Below are 19,380 nucleotides of genomic sequence, written 5' to 3' on the forward strand. Positions count from 1 at the left end.
AAATCCTCATCATAATAATTTTTTTTAGTCATAAAGATACCTCCTTTTGGTGTCTAACATTATGGTACATCTGTTTATAAATCGTGTCTACTTATTTAATATAGATCCATTATGTTGAGATGAAATAGGGGAGGAAGGCTAATTTTCCGAAAACGTGCGATCATGAAAGAAATAATGAACTGTGGATTATCTATCAGCGAAATGGGATGGGAATTATGAAAAATATAGACCGGCTACTTACATATCCATTATTTCGAAATTTACAGCCAACAGCCTTGGAGGAAATTCTCCATTGTGTTCATGTGCAGTACAGAAGTTTTCCTAAAGGTTATTATCTGGCTATGACAGAGGATGAAATCAGATATATTGGTATTGTCTGTAAAGGCAGTGTACAAATGATAAAAGAAGATTATTGGGGCAATAAAACCCTTTTGGTACATATGCTTCCCGGCGAGTTGTTTGGGGAAACTTTTGTTTGCAGTGCGCTGTTTGCTTCAAAAGTTTCTTTTGTAACGGCAGAAAAAACGGAAATTCTGTTTTTGAATTATGATAGAGTGATGCATACATGTTCTTTGACTTGCAGGTACCATCATCGGCTTATTGAGAATATGCTGCAATGTATTGCCGAAAAAAATATGCGATTGATGGAAAAAATAGAAATCGTATCTAAGAAAAACCTTCGTGATAAGTTGATGACGTATTTATCTTTTGAGGCGCAGAAACAAGGGACAGAGTACTTTACCATTCCTCTTGGGCGTATGGAACTGGCAGAGTACTTATGCACAGATCGTAGTGCTATTACAAGAGAATTGGTAAGTATGCAGGAGGATGGCTTGATCTCTTTTAAAAAGAACCAGTTTCGTATTTTGACAAAATAAAGAAATTTACAGAGACCTTTTGTTCTGACAAGAGGTCCTTTTTTTAAAAAAATTTTGGTTGGGTTGCCTGCGCAACGTCAAAGGTGGTTGTTTTTTGTTATTTTAATAACAAGAAGGGAGGCAATGTTATGTATCAAGAAGAATTTATGGCAGTAGGTCAAGCGTCCATTGGAAAAGTAAATTTCCTAAGAAAGAATCCCATAGGATATTTTCTTGCATCTATGTTAGCGGGAGTTTATGTGGGATTTGGTATCTTATTGATTTTTTCCATTGGCGGGCAATTAGCAGGGGCATCGTACACAAAGGTGGTGATGGGTATTTCTTTTGGTATTGCCCTGAGTTTGGTGATTATAGGAGGTGCAGAACTTTTTACCGGTAACAACTTCGTTATGGCAGGTGGCATGCTGCAAAGGAAAGTCAGTTTGCAGCAATCCATAGCGCTTTGGATTGTGTGTTTTTTTGGAAATTGGCTGGGCGCTATTGTCCTTGCAGCAGTTTTTGCAGGTACTGGACTGGCAGAAGGAAACAAGATTGGAGATTTTATGATTACATCTGCTGCATCAAAAATGTCAGCCGGTATGCTGCCTCTGTTTTTCCGGGGTGTGTTGTGCAATATGTTAGTATGTTTGGCAGTATGGTGTGGATTTCGATGCAAGAGCGAAAGCGCAAAGCTGATGATGATTTTCTGGTGTCTCTTTGCGTTCATTACAACGGGGTTTGAGCACAGCATCGCCAATATGACACTGTTCACATCCGCTATCTTGTTGGATGGAACAGGAACGATCACCCTGAATGGGTATTTGTATAATTTGTTTTTTGTAACGTTGGGAAACATGGCAGGAGCAATCTTAGGTCTTGCAATTCCTTATGGAATCATTGGGAAAAAGAAAGAGGTGTAATTATGGGTTATTGTTTTACAGAAGATGGGATGATGTCTGTCTGGAGTGAACTGGAAAAGCGGTATGATATTTACGCACCTAAGCGCTTTGCGGGAAAGGGAAGGTTTTCCGATACAGACTGTGTGCGGTATGGGCAGGTGCATAGCGCAACAGAGATTGTGTTTGACAAGAAAGCGGAATATTCAGCGAAAGAGTTTCTTCTGCCCAATGCGGAAACTTTGTTTTACTTTACCGAAGATCAGATTCTTGAAAGCGCCTGCAAAGAAAAAGAAATGCTGGTTTTTCTAAGAAGCTGCGACCTGCATGCCATCAAGCGGTTGGATGCTGTATATTTGGAACAGGGGTTTATTGACAGCTATTATAAGCGCCTCAGAGATAAAGTGAAATTTGTTTTAATGGGCTGTCCAAAGGCTTTTGATACATGTTTTTGCGTAGATATGGGTACAAACAAAAGCACAGATTATGATATGAGCATTGATAAAGTCAATGACAAATACTATATGGACTGCAAAATAGAAGAATGGACAGAACTGTTTGCGCAAAGCGCGGAAAGGGTTCAGGATGTACAGCCTGCTTATGTAACAGAAACGAAAACTCATGTAAATTTGCCGGTACAGATGCCTAACACCATGCTGCAAAGCGATTTATGGAGAGAATATGACGGCAGATGCATTGCCTGTGGCAGATGTAATTTTGTTTGTCCCACTTGTACCTGTTTTACCATGCAGGATATGTATTATACAGAAAACGGAAAGGCTGGAGAAAGACGCAGAGTATGGGCATCCTGCATGGTAGATGGTTATGCGGATGTTGCCGGCGGCGGTACTTATCGAAAAAAACACGGGGAACGTATGCGCTATAAAGTGCTCCATAAAGTCTGGGATTTCCAGAAAAAACATGGCTATCCTATGTGCGTAGGGTGCGGCAGATGTGATGATATTTGTCCGGAATATATCTCATTCTCTCATTGCGTAAATGGGTTGAAAAAGGCTTGTAAGGAGGTAATGGAAAATGAATGAAAACGTATATGTACCATTTTTGTCAAAAATCCAGAAGGTCATTCGGCATACATCCATTGAGTACACATTTCGTATGGAATACCATGGCAACGTAAAACCGGGACAGTTTTTTGAAGTTTCCATGCCAAAATATGGAGAAGCTCCCATTTCTGTCAGCGGCATCGGAGAGGGCTATGTGGATTTGACTATCCGTCGTGTTGGGAAAGTTACTCATGAGATTTTTGAAAAATATGAAGGGAATTCTCTGTTTTTGAGAGGGCCTTATGGAAATGGATTTGAGGTTTCGGACTATGCAGGCGGTGAACTGGTTATCGTTGCCGGAGGTACAGGGGTGTCTCCTGTTCGTGGCGTCATTTCTCACTTTGGGAACCATCCTGAGGAACATGATGGAATGACTTTGATTGCAGGCTTTAAATCGGATGATGACATTTTGTTCAGCATGGATTTTGAAACATGGAAAAAACAAATGAATGTGATTTTGACAGTTGATAAAGGTGAACCTTCCCCAGATCGTCAGGTTGGGTTAGTCACATCGTTTATTCCACAGTTGGAGCTGAAAGATGTCGCATCCGCGAAAGCCATTGTAGTAGGTCCTCCCGCTATGATGCGTTTTTCGACGGCTGCGCTTTTGGAGAGAGGCTTCCGGGAAGAAAATATCTGGATTTCTCAGGAAAGAAAAATGTGCTGTGGGCTTGGAAAATGTGGTCATTGCCGTATCAACGATAAATATGTTTGTCTGGATGGACCAGTATTTCCCTATACAGTAGGGAAAAATCTGTTGGATTGAGGAGGGAACATAATGGATATCAATACGAAAAAATTGAAGAAAAACGCATTTCGTGTGACAAAGGTGCGGAATAAAACCGCTTCCCGTATCCGTGTGCCCGGCGGTCATCTGGAGGCAAAATACTTGCCTGTGCTGCAGCATATCGCGGAAGCATATGGTGATGGAACGTTGCATATTACCAACCGTCAGGGATTTGAGATTCCGGGCATTGATTTTGAAAAGATGGTAGAGGTAAACGCTTTGTTGGAAAGCATCATCACAGGCATGGATATCAATCGTGAAGAAGAAAATGGGGGTTATCCGGCAGCAGGTACAAGAAATATTTCTGCTTGCGTTGGGAATCGTGTTTGTCCCTATGCTTGTTATGACACAACGGCTTTTGCTCAGAGAATTGAAAAAGCTGTTTTCCCTAATGATCTTCATTTTAAGATTGCGCTGACGGGCTGTTCCAATGACTGTGCGAAGGTGAGAATGCATGACTTTGGCATCATTGGCATGACAGAACCACAGTTTGAGCCTGACAGATGCGTAACCTGTGGTGCTTGTGTGAAAGCCTGCACAAAAAAATCAACAGGTGCTTTGACAATGGTGAATTTCCGCCCCCAAAGAGACGCGCAAAAATGTATTGGTTGCGGAGAGTGTGTTTTGGCTTGTCCTAATATGGCGTGGACAAGAAGCAAGGAAAAATACTATCGTTTGACACTGCTGGGCAGATCTGGGAAAAAGAATCCCAGATTGGGAGAAAACTTCGTCAAGTGGATTGATGCGGATAGTATCGTTCAGATTATTTTGAATACGTACGAATATGTGGAAAAATATATTGATCCGGAAGCTCCCGGCGGAAAGGAACACATCGGTTATATCGTAGACCGTACAGGATTTGAGGAGTTCTATAAATGGGCGATGAAAGGGGTACATCTCTCAGAGAAAGCGGAAATTACATCTCCTATGTATTGGTCCGGAATCCGTTATAAATAAGGAAAGCACTGTGTCTTACTCCATATGTGTAGAATCTGCTCAGGAAAAATTGTTATGTGTATCACTGGGATTAAGTCAGGCTATGAAAGTGATGAATCAAAGAATAGAATGCATCATCGAAGAATTAAATAATTAAGTTCCTATATAAAGCTTTATTTAAGTTGGGAATAGAAAAAAATCCTCTTTTCTGTGAAATTTAAGGGGACGGAGGGAGATATTTCAAATAATTTTATGAAATATCAGCATATTAAACCAGCGAAATATTTGGAACTCACCCAAAGAAAGAAGCGGAGTATAGAGAGACTCTGCTTCTTTCTTTTCGACTATAAAAAATAAGTATGAGGAATATAAAAACGAGGTGCCAGGAAGATGAACAGTAGAAATTTTATAGATGATTTAACTGAGAAAATGATTTGCTTTGTTCAAAGAAATGCAGATCAAATCCTACATTTTGTGTAAATGTATTGGTTTGCGCAATTTCAGTGTTCCGGAGAATAAGCTCACATGAAAACAAAACTTATTACGGCATGTGCGGCCTTAGTGCATGATATAGGGATTCTTTCTGCTGAAAGAATTGTGTTTGCAAAATGCGGAGAGAAAGACGGATTTGTTATTTAGATGAAAATCCCCAAAGGTAACAAAATTCAAGAAGCGGAATATTTATTTTAGATAGCATACATCAAACTAATTTAAAAATGTGCCTGTGATCCGGCATCAAAAAGAATTTCTGAGAATTATATTTAAAATACTTTACTTGTGGAGGAAAAGGATGAAAACACAAAGCAAAATGTTAATTTTATCTTTTATAATTATTTTACTATTTGTATTGACACTCTGTTTCAGCCTATTTACAGGCAATACGATGTTTTCGCCTTTAAAATTATGGAATGATTTTATTCAGGGACAATCAAATACAACGGAATATCGTATTTTTATGTATTCCCGTTTGCCAAGAACAATGGCGGCTATAGCAGCTGGTGCTGCTCTGGCAGTCAGCGGTACTTTAATACAAGCGGTATTAAATAATGCATTGGCAAGTCCTAATATTATTGGCGTCAGTTCTGGTGCAGGCTTTTTTGCATTGCTGAGTGCGTCATTTTTCCCAATGTATCCTGGGCTTGTACCGATATCGGCTTTTTGGGGAGCATTATTGACCAGTATGTTGATTTACCTGATTGCAGTTAAAACTGGTGCTTCAAGAATTACTTTGATATTGTCTGGTGTCGCAATCAGCGGAATTCTTTCAGCCGGGATAGATTTGATTACGATACTATATCCAGATGATGTTATTGGTGCTACTGGATTTATGGTTGGAAGTTTTTCGGGAATAACATTTTCCTCCTTGTTTCCAGCGGTTTTTCTCATTGGTATCGGTATTTTGTTTGCTTTCGTTTTTAGTTATGATTTGAATATTCTTGCTTTGGGAGAAAGTACAGCAGCCAGTTTGGGCTTGCGGGTATCTTCTCTGCGTCTTTTGGTTATTACGGTGTCTGCGTTGTTATCAGGAGCCGCTGTTAGTTTTGCGGGGCTTTTGGGCTTTATTGGCTTGATCGTACCGCATATTTGCCGCGCTTTGGTTGGGCATGACTATCGTAAGCTGATCTTCTATGCGGCTGCCATAGGAGCAATTTTCGCAATGTTATGTGATTCTTTAGGGAAATTGCTGTTTGCGCCTTTTGAAGTCCCGGTCGGGATTGTTCTTTCATTTTTAGGCAGCCCCTTTTTCTTGTTTCTTCTTTTTGCAAAAAAAAGGGGGCGTATTTATGAATGATGAAACAATTCTTTCTCTTCACAATGTAAAAGCAGGTTATGGCATGTCAACAATTTTAACCGATATTTCACTGGAAATAAAGAAAGGCGAAATACTTACTCTGGCAGGATGCAACGGCAGTGGGAAATCAACTCTGCTAAAAGCATCTTCACGCCAGATTCCATTAAAAAGCGGAGAAATTTTGTTAAAAGGCAAAATGCTTTCTTCATATCCACAAAAAGAACTTGCAAAAACAATATCATTTTTAACACAAATGCCAATTACGCCAGCAATTTCTGTTGAGAATCTCACACTTCATGGTAGATTTCCATATTTGGGATTTAGCAGAAAAATTACGAAAGAGGATAAAGAGAAGGTGGAACAGGCAATGGAGATGGCAGGTGTTGTATCATTCAGAAAACGAGATTTGCGTCAATTATCCGGAGGGGAACGGCAGAAAGCGTTTTTATCCATGGTGATTGCGCAGGATACGGATGTGTTGTTTTTAGATGAACCGACGACATATTTAGATATCGGCAAACAGTTTGAAATATTAGATTTAGTGAAAAAGATAAATAGCGAGGGCAAAACGATTGTTATGGTACTTCATGATTTGGCTCATGTTCTATCTTACAGCAATCGGATCGCTTTAATGGAAAAGGGAAAGATCCTTGCGTTAGATAGTCCGGAAAGGATTTATGAAAATGGTTTATTAGATACGCTATTTGGTGTACAGGGACATTTTGCGGAAAGGGAAAAAGTTTATTATTTTACATCTTTTTGTAAAAAATAAGGATACCAGAAAAACTGCCTGCTGAAAATCAGGTTGTGCCTATGATATTATCTGAAAACACAATCAATACGTCATATTGGAAGACAAAACACTGCTGACGGCAGTCTGGCCAGAACCAATGTCATATGGGGCGAGCCTGCTTTTCCTGTCAAAGCAGGGAGAAACAATACACTAAAAATGCCGTAGCCGGCAGTAATCATCGCCAAGGCGTACGGCAAACACTCAGAAACAAAAAATGACTTCTCATCTAATCATAAAACCATCTGGCATTTCTTTTTAAACTATTTGACCGGAAAAAGCCTTTTCGGCAAAAAGGAATTACGGCTTAGCAGCACCAATAAAGGAGAGAACATAACATGAAAAAAAACTGGCATCGTATGTGTACAGCAGGACTGTCCACATTGCTGCTTTTGTTCAGTTTAAACGCCTGCACAAATACAGCGGAACAAACACAGCAAACAAAACAAACAGAAGATACACAACAGATCGAAGCGAGCGATACAGGATATATTGCCTATCACGATGCGTTCGACAGAGAACAGGAATTGACTGCGGAAAACGCAAAACGTGTAGTTGCGCTGTATGGTTCTTTTGCCGAGGCTTGGGAACTGGCAGGCGGTACACTGGTTGGCGTAACTGAGGACGCCATAGAAGAGCGCAATATGGATTTGGGAGAAGATGTTGCCATGATTGGCAGTGTCAAAGAGCCTAATTTCGAGGAAATCATCGCACTCTCTCCCAGCCTTGTCATATTGTCCGCTGATGTTGCCACACAAGTAAATCTAGAACCAGCATTACAGCAAGCGAGTATTCCGTATGCCTATTTTCGCGTAGATACTGTGGAGGATTATGTGGAAATGATGCATGTTTTCAGCTATTTGAACGGACGCGAAGATTTGTATGAGCAAAACGCAGAATCTGTGTATGATAAAGTACAGGAAATTAAAGCACTTGTGACATTGCAGCCCAACCCGACGGGCTTGTTGATTCGTGCGTTCTCTACAGGTGCGAAGGCAAAAGGTGCGGATAACCAGACCGGTGTTATCATGCGGGATTTGGGTGTTGATAATATCGTTGCACGCCATGACAGTTTATTAGAAGATTTGAGCATTGAGGAAATCATTACAGAGGACCCTGATTATATTTTTATTACTACCATGGGAAGTGAGCAAGCAGCTTTAACCGCTTTGGAAAAAGGTATTATGACAAATCCTGCGTGGGCAGGCTTGCACGCCGTGCAGCAGGACAAATGCTATGTATTGCCAAAAGATTTATTCCACTACAAACCCAACGCGCGCTGGGCGGAAAGTTATGCCTATATGGCGAAAATTTTATATCCCAATCTGACAGAGGAAATAGATAATATCATGGCAACTTAAAGGGAGTTCATTTACGTTGTGTTTATGGGTATTGCTTGTACTTGTGATTTGTTTAAGTCTGTTTACAGATTCCAGCAGCCTTTCTATGGCACTGCTTTTGGAACAACTGCGTACAGACGATACCACAAGCACAGCGTACTCATTACCATTGTACCATCATCGAATTCGGTTACACATTCTGCAGTACATCATTACTAGGCGATACATGCTCAGAATTTTATTGGTGTCGTAAGTTCATAAAACCAGTTTTTATTCTTTTGTAATGTCAGCCTGACTCAATTTGTCCATATATCTCATTTACTTTTTTCCAGTGCATTCTTTCGGGATATACTGGTCTATTTTGTGTGTTCTTTATTGTACCATTGTGAGTATGTTTTGTATACAATAATAAATGAAATGATAGGGACATGTTAACAGGATGTTGAATAGTTGTCCCGCTTTCATCAAAGAAAAGACTTGTATCATTCAAGCCGTTTTTTTCTTTGTGAGAAATGGATTTCGGCTGAGGAATGCTTTGTTCCTCAAGTTCCTCTACCGCCCGAAAAAGTAGTTTTTGATAATTTGCTTATCTGAAACAGATAAAAAAGTGGTAACTTCATTGTTATGTCGGAAGCGGCAAATTGCAATGATTATGTAAGAGAATCTGCAAATGCGGATGAAATTTGGACAGAAGTTTATTAAAAGAATTTAAAGAAAAAGGCTTATGTTTTGGCATAACCCTTTTTTGTATAAGGAAAACCACGCGTTAGACGCGTGGTTCAAAAAAGCCTTCCGGCGTTGAGGCAGAAGCAAAACTTCATTTCCCTATCATGAGATTGCATTCTGCCAATTGCAGGAAATATAGTGAAAAGGAGGTCCGTATATGGGAATTTTATTAAGATATTTTAAACGGAAAAGAAGAGGAAACTATGGCAGAAATGGAAAAAAACAAACGGAAAAATTTATGGTGCGTGTGATCCCGAAATTCGCAGTTAATATAATTGTGCAAAGAATATAATTCTGCGGGAACAGGCCAATGGTGTTCGTTGGGGGCGGAATGGCAAGGCGGAGAACTGGGGCAGCGATGATAAGATCCTTTCATCACAAAAAAAGACTGCACGAAAACGAGAAGTGTGCTATAATTTATGCAAAGAAAATAGCAAAGAGAGTCTATAAATGATTTGATTGTATGGTATTAGATGATTATTTTTATCTATGGAGCATGAATTCGCTATACTTTAGATAAATCTGTAACTATAAAATGCTTGTCACCGGATGCGCAGGCAGAAAAAGAAAGTGTGGTAGAAATGGAAACTGTTTGGGAAAAACCTCAGCTTCGGCAAAAAATATTGAATCAATTTGGCAACAGTGCGGGAATGTGCTGCCAGTTCTATCACTTTGGGGAGAAAATATTTTGCTTTTCCGATAACATTGGAGAACTGACTGCCGAAATTACCGACTGTTCTTGTTCTCTGGAACAATGGTATCAGGTAATTTATGAGTCGGATCGGCGCAGACTGCAGCGGTATGTCGATGGTTTATTCCATAGGACGGAGGAAAAATATAATTTCAACTACCGTTTGCGTAATCGAAAAGGTCAGCTGGTTTGGGTAACCAGCAAGGGAAAATGTACCTTTGACGAGGAGGGGCATCCAAAGTATTTTCTGGGATTTCTCGTAGTTCCCAAAGAACGGCAGGACGATGATGAGAAAACTCGTCAAGCCGCATTTTTGCAGGAACTTAACGCTCTGCACAGTCAGGGGGAAGACGGTTACCTGTTGATGGTAAATGTGGATGACCTGAGTCAGATCAATTTGAAATACGGCCGGGAATTTGGAGACGGCATTCTCCGGAATCTGGAGAACAGCATGGGAAGTGCGCAGTCCCGGTTTTCCCGCCCCTTCCGAAATGGGCACAGCAGTTTTTGCACTTTGGTTACGGGGACACACAGGGAGATAGTAGAGTCATATTTTCGTACTTTACAGCAGGATATGCAGGCACAATGCACTTTGTCTCGAGGATGTGTGTCATTGCAGGAATTTCAGGTTCCCAGCAGTGAGCTGCTGGTGCATTATGCTTCAAGTGCGCTGGATACTGCAAAGCTGAACGGAAAAAACAGGTTGGTGTTCTTTCACCCCGAGGATTATGAACGAAGGCTGGCCGAAATAGAGTTGCAGGCGGAGCTGGAAGAGGCTGTAAAAGAGAATTTTTCCGGGTTTTCCCTTCGGTACCAGCCTCAGGTTCGTTCCGAAACCTTTGAATTGGCCGGCGCGGAGGCATTGGTCCGCTTTCATTCTCCGAGGAGGGGGATGGTGCTGCCGGCGGAATTTGTACCCATTTTGGAGCGCAGCGGTCTGATGATACCCGTAGGAAGCTGGGTGCTCCGTACCGCTTTGGCCCAGTGCAGGGTATGGCGGGAAAAACTGCCTTCCTTCCGAATCAGTGTGAATATGTCCTATACGCAGCTGCGGTGTCCGGAGATTCAGGCCGAGGTACTCTCGGAACTCCGGGAAAATGATCTTCCGGGCAGCGCCTTGACCATTGAGGTGACGGAAGGCATTGAATTGCAGGAATATGGATATCTGAATGCCATTTTCAGTGCATGGAAAAAAGAGGGGATAGAGATTTCCGTAGATGATTTCGGCACTGGTTACTCTAGTCTGGGTTGGCTGAAAAAACTGGAAATTGATGAAATTAAGATTGACCGCTGTTTTATCAGCGGTATCCAGCATAGCGTGTATAATCTGCGTCTTGTGTCCAATATTATTGAAGTTGCTAAAAGCGGCTTTCTCCGGGTTTGCTGCGAGGGTGTGGAGACGATGGAGGAATTGGCCGCGCTGGAGACATTACAGCCTGCTTTATATCAGGGTTTTTATTTTTCAAAGCCGGTTCCGCCGGAGCATTTTGCATTAAATAGTCTGATGCAGCGGTTTAAAGAGCAGTGCCAGTAGATGGAGCATACTTCCTGCGCAAAAGGAAGCTCATTGGAAAGTCCAACCATATTGGAACACGCCGTTTTGGAAAAATCAGAAGATGCGATTACAGTGTGCGATATGGTTACTCATGAGCTTTACTATCTGAATCCGGCAGCGCAGCGGATTTTTGGTGTAAGAGACTATCGTGGAAGGAAATGCTATCAGGCTTTGCGAGGTCGCAGTATGCCATGCGAATTTTGCCCCAAAGATATTTTGCGTCATGATACCTTTCATATCTGGGAAGATAGAAATGAGTATTGCGACCGCCATTTCCTATTGAAGGATAAACTCATGGATATCGGTGACAAGACGGTACGATTCCAGGTAGCAATGGATATTACAAAACAGGAGTACGTCAGCCAGAAAACCAGAGAACGTCTGGAATTTGCCAATCGTATTGCGGGTTATGCCGATCTGCTTGGCCGGCAGAAGGAATGGCGTAAGGTCGTGAATGTGGCACTGGCAGGTATGGGAGAGTTTTATAAGGCAGACCGTGCCTATCTTTTTGAAGAAGTTCCGGGGAAAAGCGGCTATTGGAGCAATACCTTTGAGTGGTGCGCGCCGGGGGTAACGCCTCAGAAGGATAATCTTCAGCAGGTACCGCCGGAAGCTGTGGAACGGTGGATGGAAGCATTCCGCACGCAGGGCTCCATTTTGCTTTATAATCTGGAGCCTTTGCGGAAAAAATCACCTTTGGAATGGGAGATCCTGAATAGTCAGGATATTCAGCGCGTGATTGCCGTACCGTTGATGTCCAACGGTCAAGTGGCTGGATTTATCGGTGTTGATAATCCCCGCTATGCAATTCAGGACGATACCCAAATCCGGGTACTGGCCAGCTTTATGATGGTTCGTTTCCGCAGAGAACGAAAGAACTGGCAGGAAAAGCAGTAACAATAGTAAATTTGAGTTCATCATCTGTCAAGATCGTCAGCCATAACCTCGTTTTATGAAGCGGTTATGGCTGATTTTTTTGTCAGCCAACAAAAAAACCCGGCTATGCCGGGGAATCAAAAAGACTTATTTTATATGAATGATTCAGCGCAGATGAGTTGAAAATGCAATTATTCTGTGGTCTTTGTACGGAAGGTTTCTTCTGTTTGAAACAGGCGGAAAATATCCTGATAATATGTATCAAAGGTACTGTTTTTCCGCCAGATAAAGTTAAAGGCGTGGGAGAGGGCGCAGTTTTCCAGAGAAATCTCTCTTAACTGTCCTTTTTCCAGTTCTTCCTGAACGACGGGCAGATAGAAAAAGGCGATACCGGCTCCTGCGCAGACCATTTTTTTGATAACATTCAGACTTCCCAGCTCTGTAATCAGAGGGAAATCCGATAGTGTCAGGTTATGATCTTCCAAGGCACGGGAGAGGACTTCTCTGGTGCCGGAACCGGGTTCCCGGATCAGAAGACGTTCCTCTAATAGATCCTCCAGACGCAGAATCGGTCTGGAGAATGTGTAGGAAGGGGCACATACGGGGATATAAGGCTGGATACAATAGGAGAGGCTTTCGTATTCCTGTCTCGGGAAAAAGCCTTCTACAATGGCGAATTCGATTTCTCCGTTATCTAACAGTCGCAGCAATTCTTTTGTATTTTCCACGATCATTCGAAGGCGCAGGGTAGGCTCCTCCTTTAAAAGGCCGGTCAGAACCGGAGGCATGACATATTCTCCGATGGTGAGGGTAGCGCCGAAACGGATGCTGCGGCGGGTGCCCAGCTGACGGATGGCATCCCGAAGATGTTGGTCGTCCTGATAAAAGGTAGTAGCCGTTTGAAGGAAAAGCTGTCCCGCTTCCGTTAAAAATATCTGTTTTCCCTGATAGCGGAAAAAACGGGCGCCGTACTGCTTTTCCAATGTATGAATATGCTGGGTCACTGCGGGCTGTGTGATATGGAGCAGTTCTGCCGCCCTGGTGAAGTTCATGGTCCGGCAAACCGTTAAAAAGGTTTCTACACGAAAATCCAGCATAAAAAGACCTCCTTTCTCCTGGAAAATATTTCTCCTATAACCATAACATATAATTATCGAAAAATAAACTATTATAATTTGACTTTATTGTTAAGAGCATTTACAATAAGTTTAACAAACATGATGGAATATTTTAGGAGGGATTGTTGTGAGTAAAGTAAGTAAGCTGGCGCCCGGTGTTGCCCTTTGTCTGGTAATTGCGGTGCCGTCCTGGCTGCTGGGCAAGAAGTTCCCCATTGTAGGCGGAGCGGTATTTGCGATTCTGATCGGTATGGTCATCGCTATTTTTTATCAGAATCGGAATAAGACAAAAGACGGTATTACCTATACATCGAAGAAAATCCTGCAGTACGCGGTTATTCTGCTGGGGTTTGGCCTGAATCTGTCAGAGATCGCCAGAGTAGGCGCAACTTCTTTGCCGATTATTATTTCTACCATAGCAACTTCTTTGATTGTATCCTTTGTGATCCATAAACTGCTGGCGGTACCTTCCAATATTTCCACACTGGTAGGTGTTGGTTCCTCCATCTGCGGCGGTTCCGCTATTGCCGCTACGGCACCTGTTATTGGCGCGGATGACGAAGAGATCGCGCAGGCCATTTCTGTTATCTTTTTGTTCAATGTCATCGCCGCTTTGATTTTCCCTACCATGGGTAATGCGCTGGGACTGAGCAATCAGGGCTTCAGTCTGTTCGCAGGTACAGCGGTTAACGATACTTCCTCTGTTACGGCGGCTGCTTCCGCATGGGATGGAATGCATCCCGGTGCCGGCGCTCTGGAAGAGGCAACCATTGTTAAACTGACAAGAACATTGGCGATCATCCCCATTACGCTGGTATTGGCACTGCGCCAGACTGCAAAGGCGAAAAAGGCAGGCGGCGAAGCAAAAGGCAGCTTCAGCCTGACAAAGATCTTCCCGTTCTTTATTCTGTTCTTTGTGCTGGCTTCTATTATCACCACAGTATCTGTTTCCGCAGGGGTAGACGCGTCTGTCTTCTCTCCTCTGAAGGAACTGTCCAAGTTCTTCATTGTAATGGCCATGGGCGCCATCGGGCTGAACACAAATATTGTAAAGCTCATCAAAACTGGCGGTAAGCCCATTGCTATGGGGTTCTGCTGCTGGGTAGCCATTGCCTGCGTCAGCCTGGGTATGCAGCATCTGCTGGGTATTTGGTAATGTAATATACAAGATTCCTCTTTCTTGACGGTATGGACTTTTGTCTGTGCCATCTTTTTTTGCGGAAAAACAACGAAGGGCGGCTGTATTTGCGGCGAAAGCCCTCTCTTATTTCTCTTTGTTCTATTTTACAATAGAACCAGAGAGGAGTGTGTGCCATGAAATTGGGACAAAAAAATAAAGAACAGGAAAAGGAAGCCCGCCGGAATTTAGCGGAAGCCAGAGAAGTATTTCTGGAACGGGCGTATGCTTTGGATAATCTGTTTTACAGCGGGTTTTATGCCCAGTGTGTGGAAAGTACAGCGGCAGACGGATGGGAGATATTTTTTGAGGACCACAGCGCCGCTAATTTTTTTCGGGAAAATATGGAGCGGCTGGATGAAAGCGCGGCGCAGAGGTTTTATAAGCTGGCGGGGATCCATCATACCATCCGGGTGCTGCGGCGGCGAAAAAAAGAATTGGCGTGGGACGAGATGAAAGAGCAGATGCGTCAGGTTTACGGGCTGAGTGATACGGAAATGGAGATGGCACAGATTCTATACCGCTGTGCCTGCCTGTACCAGAATCGTTTCCCTGATCTTTTTTCACGTACAACGGCGCGGTATCTGTTTCACCTGACCTGGCTGACCCCCTTTTTATTGGCCTTTTTGATGAACTTCTGGTATAATTCATACAGTAGTTTTATGGCGTCCTATACGGGTTATGTTCCCTTTCATATCAGACGCAAACGGGTAACGGCAGGATAAAGAAAGCAGGGAAGTGAAGCAAATGGGCAATACATGGACCGATCAGCAAAAAATGGCCATTCAGGCAAAGGACAGCGATATTCTTGTTTCCGCGGCGGCGGGCAGCGGCAAAACGGCCGTATTGGTGGAACGAATCATATCCGCCGTAACGGCGGAGCAGAATCCCAGGGACATCGATCGGATGCTGGTGGTGACTTTTACCAAGGCGGCGGCTTCGGAAATGAGCCAGAGAATTGGCGCGGCCATTTCTGCAAAGCTGGAGGAGCAGCCGGACAATGCCCATCTGCAGAATCAGCTGACACTGCTGAACCGGGCGGACATCAAAACCATCCATGCTTTTTGCTTGCAGGTAATCCGGGAATATTACAGCAGACTGGATCTGGACCCGGCGGTAAAGACAGCGGACCCTTCGGAAATATCTCTTTTGCAGAAAGAAGTGCTGGCGGATCTGTTTGAGGAGCTTTACGGCGAGGAACGGGAGGATTTTCTTCTTTTGCTGGAAACCTATGGAGAGGCTACCGGAGACCGAAAGCTTCAGGAACTGATTTTGCAGGTCTATGAATTTGCGCAGGGATATCCTCAGCCTAAAGTCCTGCTGGAACGAATGGCGGAAATGTTTTTCCTGCGGCCGGAGGATACGGTAGACACCTGCGTTTGGATGGAACTGGTGCAGGAAGGCATCAGAAATGGCGTGGATTTTGTCCGCTATCTGCTGAAAAAAGCGGAGGAACGCGTTGCCGGAGACAGCGGCTTCACAGCCTATGCGCAACGCCTCGGCGCGGAGTGTGCCGCTGCGGAGGAATTGGCGCTGGTGTTGGAGGAACGGAATTACCGGCGTTGGCACATGGCATATGTGGCCATGGAATTTGCCAGACTTCCCGCTTATCGGGGAGAGGATAAGGAAAGCGCGGAATATGTGAAGGGTCTTCGGAATGAGGCCAAGGCGGCATGGGGCAAGCTGGGGGAAAAGTATTTCCGTTACGGCGAGGAGACTCAGAGCAGCCTTATCCGTCAGCTTTACCCTGTGGCAAAAGCCCTGTCGGAGATTACCATACTCTTTATGGACCGTTTCGCTGAGGCGAAAAAAGAAAAGCTGTGGATTGACTTCCATGATTACGAGCATTTTGCTTTGGAGATTCTGACGGAAAAGGGCAGTGAGCCGGGCCATGTGATCCCTTCTGACGCGGCCAGGGAAATTGCCGGGAAATATGATGAAATCATGATTGATGAGTATCAGGACAGCAATCTGGTGCAGGAAATGGCGCTTTCCGCCGTATCGGGCGAATGGGAAGGAAAGAACAACCGCTTTATGGTGGGAGACGTGAAACAGAGTATTTACCGTTTTCGTCTGGCTATGCCGCAGCTGTTCAATGAAAAATACAGAGTTTATCCCATCCAGGCAGGCGGAAAAACGAGGAAGATCATACTTTCCAAAAATTTCCGCAGCAGAAAAAATGTGCTGGATGGCATCAATTTTCTTTTCCGCCAGATCATGAGTCTGGAATTCGGGGATGTGGATTATAACGAAGAGGCGGCGCTGTATGCCGGGGCCAGGTTCCCGGCCTGCCAGGGCCTTTGCGGAGGAGATAACGAAATTCTTCTGGTGGAAACGGCATTGCCGGAGGAAAGCGAACTGCCGGAAGAGATTGAGGAAATGGGCCGCAGAGAACTGGAGGCAACTGCTATTGCCGCGAAGATCAAGGAGATGATGGCGGCGGGATACCAGGTGCTGGATCATGGTGAGTATCGCCCTATGTCCTTTGGGGATGTGGCGGTGCTGTTGCGCAGTGTGAAAAACTGGGGCTCTGTGCTGGATGATTGTTTTGCCAGGGCGGGGATTCCCTATTTTGCGGAAACAGCATCCGGCTATTACGATGTGCCGGAGGTAGACACGGTGCTGAATCTGCTGCGGCTCATAGATAATCCCTTGCAGGATATTCCGCTGCTGTCACTGCTGCATTCTCCCATTTACGGCATCAACGCCGACGGTTTGGCACAGATTCGCCTTTTTGGCGGGGAGGGGCGGTTTTATGACTGTGTACTGGCCTATGCCGCCGATGGCGAGGAAACAGATATACGCAACAAACTGGAGAAATTTCTGACAGACCTGAGTCGATGGCGGCAGGAGGAGCGTCAGCTATCCTTGACGGAACTGCTGCGGATGCTGTATCGGGAGACCGGGTATTATGATTATGTTGGTCTGACGGCAGGAGGAAGACTTCGGCAGGCCAATCTGCGGCTGCTTTTGGAAAAAGCGGAGCAGTTCGAGAAAAACAGCAGGCGGGGACTTTTCTTTTTTGTCCGTTTTGTAGAAAGCATGAAGACGGCGGAAGCGGAATCCTCCTCGGCGAAGCTCCAGAATGCCGGAGAAGATCTGGTGCGGGTCATGACTATACATAAGAGCAAAGGTCTGGAGTTTCCGGTGGTTTTTCTGGCGGATACCGTGAAAAAATTCAATGAGGCCGACGGAAGGGCGCCTGTCATTACCCACCAGCAGTGGGGCTATGGTATGGACTATACGGATCTGGAGCAGAGAGCGGTATATTCCACTCTGGCAAAAACGGCTCTGGCGGAGGAGGTGCGGCTGGAAAATCTTTCGGAGGAAGTCCGTGTTCTGTATGTGGCGTTGACGAGAGCCAAGGAAAAGCTCATCCTGACAGGCGCGGTAAAAGATATCAGAAAATCGTTGACCAAATGGATGGAAACGGCGGACAGCCAGGAAGAACGCCTGCCTTTGTTCCGTCTGCGGCGGGGCGCTAACTATCTGGACTGGATCATGCCAGCCTTTCTGCGTCATCCCACAGGCAGAGCCATGGCGCAGGAGTGGGGAATAGAGCCAGCGGGGCGAACGTTGCCGGACGAGTCCTGTTGGAGCTGGCAGGTACGCAGCCGTATGGATCTCTATTTAGAGGAAAAGGAAGAAACAGAAGTGGCTAGGGATTTAAAAGAATATTATCGGAACTGGGAGAGCGTTGGGGATTACAGCGGCAGCAGACAGGAGATTTTCCGTGTTCTGTCCTGGCAGTATCCTTATGGGGAAGAAACGGCGTTACCGGCAAAGGTTTCTATTTCTGAGATCAAGCGCAGAAATGCCGCCGAGATTACCGGAGAAGAGCCGACTCCTGCGGAAATGCCCTGGTTTTCGGAAAAAGTTCGGACGGAACGTCTGACGGCGGCCCAGATAGGTACAGCCATGCATGTGTTTATGGAAGCGGCCGATTTTCGCCGGGAATATGATGCCGGAGAGATTCAGGAGCTTTTGGCGGAGCTGGTGGCGGAGGACAGACTATCCGCCCGGGAGGCGGCGGCAGTACGGCGAAAGGAACTGCTGGCCTTTTTCCGCTCTGATTTGTCAAAACGTATGAGAGTGGCGGAAAGGATAGAAAAAGAACGGCCTTTTTCTATGCTGGTGGAGCCAAAGGATATTTTTCGGGAAGAAAAATACTGTAATATGGAGGAATATATCCAGATCAACGGGATCATGGACTGCTTCTTTTATGAGGAAGATGGTGTGGTGCTGGTTGATTACAAAAGCGACAGGGTCTATGATGAGGAGATCCTGAAAGAACGCTATCAAATCCAGATGGCCTTGTATCGTGAGGCGCTGGAAAGAGTTACGGATCGACCGGTAAAAGAGGTTTATTTGTATTCTTTCGCCATGGGAAAGGCAGTTTCCATGGGAATGTGACATGGCCCAAAAGAATGAAAAACAGTGGCCTCTATCGGAGGAAAGAGAAAAGCGCTGGAGTCCTTTGCGCGTGTCAAGGATTCCGGCGTTTTTTATAAAGAAGTCCTGAAATAAAGCGGTTTTCTAGCAAAAGTATCGGAATCTTCTTTGGAATAGGGATTCCGGCAGTACGAGTTTTCTTATAAAGACGTTCCGGACGTTCTTCTTTTTTATTTCCCGGGAAATGGGTACGGCAAAAATAGCCTTTGTGTTTTGGCCAAGAACATGATACACTGGATGAAACTTAATAATTTTGTAAGGAAGTTCATGGAATTTTGTAATTTCTATTTGATAAGCTGAAGATCAGGATAACAGAAGAGAAA

General features: G+C 44.4%; 15 protein-coding genes. 14 read left to right on the forward strand and 1 reads right to left on the reverse strand.

Annotation, left to right across the window (positions count from 1 at the left end; all coding sequences use genetic code 11):
• Positions 1-215 precede the first annotated feature (215 nt).
• The 11 genes from H9X84_RS01450 to H9X84_RS01495 all read left to right on the forward strand — a co-directional run bounded on the left by H9X84_RS01450 (position 216) and on the right by H9X84_RS01495 (position 12,331).
• On the forward strand, positions 216-878 hold the full coding sequence (locus H9X84_RS01450) for a Crp/Fnr family transcriptional regulator (protein ID WP_205132549.1): 663 nt from the start codon (positions 216-218) through the stop codon (positions 876-878).
• A 128-nt stretch (positions 879-1,006) separates the two neighbouring features.
• Complete coding sequence (locus H9X84_RS01455; protein ID WP_205132550.1) at positions 1,007-1,777, forward strand: formate/nitrite transporter family protein; 771 nt, start codon at positions 1,007-1,009, stop codon at positions 1,775-1,777.
• Between the two features lie 2 nt (positions 1,778-1,779).
• On the forward strand, positions 1,780-2,796 hold the full coding sequence (asrA, locus tag H9X84_RS01460) for an anaerobic sulfite reductase subunit AsrA (RefSeq protein WP_205132551.1): 1,017 nt from the start codon (positions 1,780-1,782) through the stop codon (positions 2,794-2,796).
• Complete coding sequence (asrB, locus tag H9X84_RS01465) at positions 2,789-3,583, forward strand: anaerobic sulfite reductase subunit AsrB (protein ID WP_205132552.1); 795 nt, start codon at positions 2,789-2,791, stop codon at positions 3,581-3,583. Before asrA ends, asrB begins: the two co-directional genes overlap by 8 nt.
• A gap of 12 nt (positions 3,584-3,595) precedes the next feature.
• Entirely contained in the window at positions 3,596-4,561 is a 966-nt protein-coding gene (gene asrC / locus H9X84_RS01470) for a sulfite reductase subunit C (protein ID WP_205132553.1), read from the forward strand.
• Between the two features lie 769 nt (positions 4,562-5,330).
• Positions 5,331-6,332, forward strand: a complete 1,002-nt coding sequence (locus H9X84_RS01475) for a FecCD family ABC transporter permease (RefSeq protein WP_243423485.1) — start codon at positions 5,331-5,333, stop codon at positions 6,330-6,332.
• Entirely contained in the window at positions 6,325-7,104 is a 780-nt protein-coding gene (locus H9X84_RS01480; RefSeq protein WP_205132554.1) for an ABC transporter ATP-binding protein, read from the forward strand. The genes H9X84_RS01475 and H9X84_RS01480 overlap by 8 nt, the downstream gene beginning before the upstream one ends.
• Before the next feature lie 356 nt (positions 7,105-7,460).
• On the forward strand, positions 7,461-8,483 hold the full coding sequence (locus H9X84_RS01485; RefSeq protein WP_205132555.1) for an ABC transporter substrate-binding protein: 1,023 nt from the start codon (positions 7,461-7,463) through the stop codon (positions 8,481-8,483).
• Between the two features lie 862 nt (positions 8,484-9,345).
• Positions 9,346-9,480: a hypothetical protein gene (locus H9X84_RS13185; RefSeq protein ID WP_275552233.1), complete on the forward strand. Its 135-nt coding sequence runs from the start codon at positions 9,346-9,348 to the stop codon at positions 9,478-9,480.
• A gap of 289 nt (positions 9,481-9,769) precedes the next feature.
• The gene (locus H9X84_RS01490) at positions 9,770-11,413 is read left to right on the forward strand and encodes an EAL domain-containing protein (protein WP_205132556.1); all 1,644 of its coding nucleotides are present in this window, start codon (positions 9,770-9,772) and stop codon (positions 11,411-11,413) included.
• Between the two features lie 207 nt (positions 11,414-11,620).
• A complete protein-coding gene (locus H9X84_RS01495) occupies positions 11,621-12,331 on the forward strand; it encodes a GAF domain-containing protein (RefSeq protein ID WP_205132557.1) in 711 nt (236 codons plus the stop codon).
• 170 nt (positions 12,332-12,501) lie between these two features.
• On the opposite strand, the gene H9X84_RS01500 is transcribed toward H9X84_RS01495, so the two are convergent.
• Positions 12,502-13,407 (reverse strand): LysR family transcriptional regulator, encoded by a 906-nt coding sequence (locus tag H9X84_RS01500; RefSeq protein ID WP_205132558.1) that lies wholly within the window; start codon positions 13,405-13,407, stop codon positions 12,502-12,504.
• 148 nt (positions 13,408-13,555) lie between these two features.
• Between H9X84_RS01500 and H9X84_RS01505 the strand changes: the two genes are divergently transcribed.
• The 3 genes from H9X84_RS01505 to addA all read left to right on the forward strand — a co-directional run bounded on the left by H9X84_RS01505 (position 13,556) and on the right by addA (position 19,018).
• A complete protein-coding gene (locus H9X84_RS01505) occupies positions 13,556-14,584 on the forward strand; it encodes a YeiH family protein (RefSeq protein ID WP_205132559.1) in 1,029 nt (342 codons plus the stop codon).
• A 158-nt stretch (positions 14,585-14,742) separates the two neighbouring features.
• The gene (locus H9X84_RS01510; protein WP_205132560.1) at positions 14,743-15,330 is read left to right on the forward strand and encodes a hypothetical protein; all 588 of its coding nucleotides are present in this window, start codon (positions 14,743-14,745) and stop codon (positions 15,328-15,330) included.
• A 22-nt stretch (positions 15,331-15,352) separates the two neighbouring features.
• Complete coding sequence (addA, locus tag H9X84_RS01515) at positions 15,353-19,018, forward strand: helicase-exonuclease AddAB subunit AddA (RefSeq protein WP_205132561.1); 3,666 nt, start codon at positions 15,353-15,355, stop codon at positions 19,016-19,018.
• Positions 19,019-19,380 lie beyond the last annotated feature (362 nt).

It is taken from the genome of Anaerotignum lactatifermentans (genome assembly GCF_016902535.1).
GTDB classification, from domain to species: domain Bacteria; phylum Bacillota; class Clostridia; order Lachnospirales; family Anaerotignaceae; genus Anaerotignum; species Anaerotignum lactatifermentans_A.

What these genes read in the sequence shown, in the direction of transcription:
- H9X84_RS01450 (WP_205132549.1), top strand. Translation starts at nt 216, where the DNA reads ATGAAAAATATAGACCGGCTACTTACATATCCATTATTTCGAAATTTA.
- H9X84_RS01455 (WP_205132550.1), top strand. Translation starts at nt 1,007, where the DNA reads ATGTATCAAGAAGAATTTATGGCAGTAGGTCAAGCGTCCATTGGAAAA.
- asrA (WP_205132551.1), top strand. Translation starts at nt 1,780, where the DNA reads ATGGGTTATTGTTTTACAGAAGATGGGATGATGTCTGTCTGGAGTGAA.
- asrB (WP_205132552.1), top strand. Translation starts at nt 2,789, where the DNA reads ATGAATGAAAACGTATATGTACCATTTTTGTCAAAAATCCAGAAGGTC.
- asrC (WP_205132553.1), top strand. Translation starts at nt 3,596, where the DNA reads ATGGATATCAATACGAAAAAATTGAAGAAAAACGCATTTCGTGTGACA.
- H9X84_RS01475 (WP_243423485.1), top strand. Translation starts at nt 5,331, where the DNA reads ATGAAAACACAAAGCAAAATGTTAATTTTATCTTTTATAATTATTTTA.
- H9X84_RS01480 (WP_205132554.1), top strand. Translation starts at nt 6,325, where the DNA reads ATGAATGATGAAACAATTCTTTCTCTTCACAATGTAAAAGCAGGTTAT.
- H9X84_RS01485 (WP_205132555.1), top strand. Translation starts at nt 7,461, where the DNA reads ATGAAAAAAAACTGGCATCGTATGTGTACAGCAGGACTGTCCACATTG.
- H9X84_RS13185 (WP_275552233.1), top strand. Translation starts at nt 9,346, where the DNA reads ATGGGAATTTTATTAAGATATTTTAAACGGAAAAGAAGAGGAAACTAT.
- H9X84_RS01490 (WP_205132556.1), top strand. Translation starts at nt 9,770, where the DNA reads ATGGAAACTGTTTGGGAAAAACCTCAGCTTCGGCAAAAAATATTGAAT.
- H9X84_RS01495 (WP_205132557.1), top strand. Translation starts at nt 11,621, where the DNA reads ATGCCATGCGAATTTTGCCCCAAAGATATTTTGCGTCATGATACCTTT.
- H9X84_RS01500 (WP_205132558.1), bottom strand. Translation starts at nt 13,407, where the DNA reads ATGCTGGATTTTCGTGTAGAAACCTTTTTAACGGTTTGCCGGACCATG.
- H9X84_RS01510 (WP_205132560.1), top strand. Translation starts at nt 14,743, where the DNA reads ATGAAATTGGGACAAAAAAATAAAGAACAGGAAAAGGAAGCCCGCCGG.
- addA (WP_205132561.1), top strand. Translation starts at nt 15,353, where the DNA reads ATGGGCAATACATGGACCGATCAGCAAAAAATGGCCATTCAGGCAAAG.